Source organism: Stenotrophomonas sp. STEN030 (assembly GCF_056759995.1).
In genome coordinates this window covers 1-3,467 of record NZ_JBRREB010000112.1, presented here as the reverse complement: position 1 = coordinate 3,467, position 3,467 = coordinate 1, and the positions used below count along the sequence as shown (strand labels likewise).

General features: G+C 65.8%; 5 protein-coding genes. 3 read left to right on the top strand and 2 right to left on the bottom strand.

Features of this window, described 5'->3' with window-relative positions:
- Nucleotides 1-126: 126 nt before the first annotated feature.
- Nucleotides 127-516, bottom strand: coding sequence for a DUF4124 domain-containing protein (locus tag ACVOLR_RS19980; RefSeq protein ID WP_481537976.1), 390 nt, complete (start codon nucleotides 514-516; stop codon nucleotides 127-129).
- An 82-nt stretch (nucleotides 517-598) separates the two neighbouring features.
- Between ACVOLR_RS19980 and pssA the strand changes: the two genes are divergently transcribed.
- The 3 genes from pssA to rimI are packed head-to-tail and all read left to right on the top strand — an operon-like array spanning nucleotide 599 to nucleotide 2,345.
- Nucleotides 599-1,378, top strand: a complete 780-nt coding sequence (gene pssA / locus ACVOLR_RS19975) for a CDP-diacylglycerol--serine O-phosphatidyltransferase (protein ID WP_481537978.1) — start codon at nucleotides 599-601, stop codon at nucleotides 1,376-1,378.
- 56 nt (nucleotides 1,379-1,434) lie between these two features.
- Nucleotides 1,435-1,863 (top strand): alanine acetyltransferase, encoded by a 429-nt coding sequence (locus tag ACVOLR_RS19970; protein WP_481537977.1) that lies wholly within the window; start codon nucleotides 1,435-1,437, stop codon nucleotides 1,861-1,863.
- Nucleotides 1,860-2,345 (top strand): ribosomal protein S18-alanine N-acetyltransferase, encoded by a 486-nt coding sequence (gene rimI, locus ACVOLR_RS19965; protein WP_481537975.1) that lies wholly within the window; start codon nucleotides 1,860-1,862, stop codon nucleotides 2,343-2,345. The genes ACVOLR_RS19970 and rimI overlap by 4 nt, the downstream gene beginning before the upstream one ends.
- 12 nt (nucleotides 2,346-2,357) lie before the next feature.
- Here the strand turns inward: rimI and ACVOLR_RS19960 are convergent, their stop codons facing one another.
- A complete protein-coding gene (locus ACVOLR_RS19960; RefSeq protein WP_481537974.1) occupies nucleotides 2,358-3,182 on the bottom strand; it encodes an EamA family transporter in 825 nt (274 codons plus the stop codon).
- Between the last annotated feature and the right edge of the window lie 285 nt (nucleotides 3,183-3,467).

Below are 3,467 nucleotides of genomic sequence, written 5' to 3'. Positions count from 1 at the left end.
GCCCCCCCCCCCCCGTGGGGGCGGGTCCGCGCGCGCCCCCACAACACCCACTCCAGGGGGCCGGCTGCGGTTTCTACCACCAAAACCCCCCGCCGCCCACCCCGGTTTTGCTTGTCAGCTACCAGCTCAGTTCTTCGGTGCAGGCTTGCAATAGACCGCAGCTGCGGCCTCGGCCAGCTGCTTCTGCGCTGCGCGCTGGGCGTCGTCCAGCGGAGCTCCCGGCTTGCCATCGCTACCAACGCCTTGGCTGACCGGGCCGCTGCCGTTCAGTAACTCCAGATTCTTGCGTGCACCCAGGCACTGCTCGGATTCGCCGGCGCCGGCCGCAACCTCTGGTTCGGCGACAGAAGTACCGCTGGCGGTGATGCGGCGGGTTTCGAACTGCTTGCCGGCCGGCGGGCGCTCGGAGTACTGGGTGACGCCATTGGCGTCCTTCCACTTGTACAGATTGGCGGCGCTGGCAGTGGCAGCGGTGCTGAGCAGGAGCAGGCAGCAGAGGCGTGGCAGGGTGAGCATGGCAACTCCAGACACCGGAACAGGGCAGACAGCGATTGCAGCACCCGGTGACGCGGCTGGCAAGTCGATTAAACTCTCCGGTATGGACGAATTGAGACCACCACCGCGTTCGCGCAGCATCTACCTGCTCCCGAACCTGTTTACCACCGCCGGCCTGTTTGCCGGGTTCTACGCGATCATTGCCGCCTCCAACGGGCAGTTCGTCCACGCCAGCGTCGCCGTGTTCGTGGCGGCGGTGATGGATGGGCTGGACGGCCGGGTTGCGCGTTTGACCGGCACCAGCAGCGAGTTCGGCGTGCAATACGACTCCCTGGCCGATCTGGTCAGCTTCGGCATGGCGCCGGCGCTGGTGATGTACCACTGGGCCCTGTCCTCACTGAAGTTCGATGGCGACGTGCTGGGCCGGGTCGGCTGGTCGGCGGCCTTCCTGTATGCGGCCTGCGCGGCGCTGCGTCTGGCCCGCTTCAATACCCAGGTGGGCACGGTCGACAAGCGCTGGTTTGTCGGCCTGGCCAGTCCGGCTGCGGCCGGTTTGATGATGTCCTTCGTCTGGGCCTTCGCCGATGGCGAGCTGGGCTGGAGCGGTGAGGAACTGCGCTATGTGGCGCTGGGCGTGACCATTGTGTCGGGCCTGTTGATGGTCAGCCGGATCCGCTTCTGGAGCTTCAAGGGTGGCAGCGAGAAGGGCCCGCGTTCTGAGCGCGTGCCGTTCGTGGTGCTGGCGCTGGTGCCGATCATTATCTCGATCGTGGTGCTGGACCCGGCGCGCACCTTGTTGGCGGTTGGCGTGATCTATGCGCTGTCCGGCCCGGTGATGTGGGCGCTGCAACGCTGGCGGCAGCCGGCCGGCAAGGTGCAGTGATCGGTTTCTCGCCCGTGCCGGTGTGGACCCCCGAGCAGCAGGCATGGCTGCAGGCGATGGGCTACACCGTTTATCTGGAAGGCGGCGCGCTGGACCCGCCGCCAGCCGTGGCTGCGCCAGCCTTTGACACCGCTACGGTAGCGGTGGAGTTGGCAGCGCAGCCGCAACCTGCGGTGACCAAGCCGGTTGCTGTTACCCCACCGCGAGACGTGGCCGCAAAGGCACCGCAGGCACCGAGCACCGCACCGGCGCCGGCGCCGGTATTTTCTGCCGCTACACCGGGTAGTGTTCGTCGCAGCGGCGGCTTGGGGATGCCCGACCGCCTGCAGATCGCCTTGTTGCGTGCTTCCGGCTGCAATCCCAATGAGCCGGAAACACGGGCGCTGATGGACAGCTGGCCCTTGGCCCAGCTGCGTGCCGATCCGGCCGCCAAGCGTGCCCTGTGGCCGCAGCTGCGCAGTTTGCGGCGGAAAGCACGGCAATGACCGCGCTGGGGTCGGTCCTGCGTCCCATGCATGCGGGGGACCTGGATGCGGTGATGGAAGTGGAGTTGCGCGCCTATCCGTTCCCGTGGACGCGCGGCATCTTCCAGGATTGTCTGCGCGCCGACTATCCCTGCCGGGTACTGATGCAGGATGACGGTATTGTCGGCTACGCCGTGCTGAGCATTGCTGTCGATGAAGCGCACGTACTCAATGTCTGTGTTGATCCGCTGTGTCAGTCGCGTGGTCACGGCCGGCGTCTGCTACGCGAATTGGTGCGGGTTGCGCGACAGCGTGGCGCGTTGCGGGTATTCCTGGAAGTGCGGCCGTCCAATACCTCGGCCATCGCGCTGTACCACAGCGAAGGCTTCAACGAGATCGGTCGCCGTCCGCGTTACTACCCGACCGCGAACGGGCGCGAAGATGCGCTGGTGATGGCGATGGAACTGGTGGACGACGATATCAGCGTGATGCCGCCGCTCTGAGTTTCGTCTGGTTTACATCAATCGCAACAGCACTACACCAGTGATGATCAGCACCGCCGCGAGCATGCGTTTGCGGCTGATGTGCTCTTTCAGCAGCAGCGCCGAGATCAGCAGCGCGAACAGGATCGAGGTCTCACGCAGCGCGGCGATGACCGCGACCGGCGCAATGGTCATCGCCCATAGCGCGATTGCATACGACGCCGTAGTGCCGATACCGCCAACCAGTCCGCGCTGCCAGTTGCCGCGCAGATAGCTGCCCAGCTGCTGGCGGCGGGCGAGCAACGCCCAGATCGGCAACGGCAGGCCGGACAGCAGGAACAGCCACAGCGTGTAACTCAACGCGTTGCCGGACAGGCGCGCGCCCTGTGCATCGACGAGGGTGTAAGTGGCAATGACCACGGCGATGCATAGCGGCAGGCGGAGGTTGCGGGCGTTGCTGCTGCCTGCCATGCACAGGATGCCGCTGCTGATCAGCGCGATACCGCTCCAGGCGGCGGCAGACAGGTGTTCGTCGAACAGCCAGGTGCCGGCGATGGCGACCAGCAACGGCGCGCAGCCGCGCATCAGCGGGTAGGACAGGCTCATGTCGGCGCTGTGATAGGCGCGGGCGACCAAGACGTAGTAGCCGGTCTGCAGCATGGCTGATGCGGCGAGCCAGGGCAGGCTGGCTGCGGCGGGGGCTGGCAGCCAGGGCAGGGCGATGGCGGACAGAACTGCAGCCCAACCGGTGACCAGAATCGTGGTCAGCAGCTTGTCGCCGCCGAGTTTGACAATGGCGTTCCAGCTGGCGTGGAGCAGGGCGGCGAACAGGACGGCGCAGAAGATGCCGAGGGACATTGGGTTCTGTTGTTGGGGTGCTTGGGGAGGGTAGCTGGGTTTGGGAGGTGTTGGTGGTGCGGGAAGGCAAGGGCACAAACGCTCAATGCCGAAAGCCGAAAGCCGAAAGCCGAAAGCCGAAAGCCCACAGCCCAAAGCCCAAAGCCCAAAGCCCAAAGCCCAAAGCCCAAAGCCCAAAGCCCAAAGCCCCCTCATCCGCCCTGACGGGCACATTCTCCCGCAGGCGGGAGAAGGGAAGGCAATGCGCCGTGCACTTCTGTGGGGCGCTGAGCGATCGGCTTTACG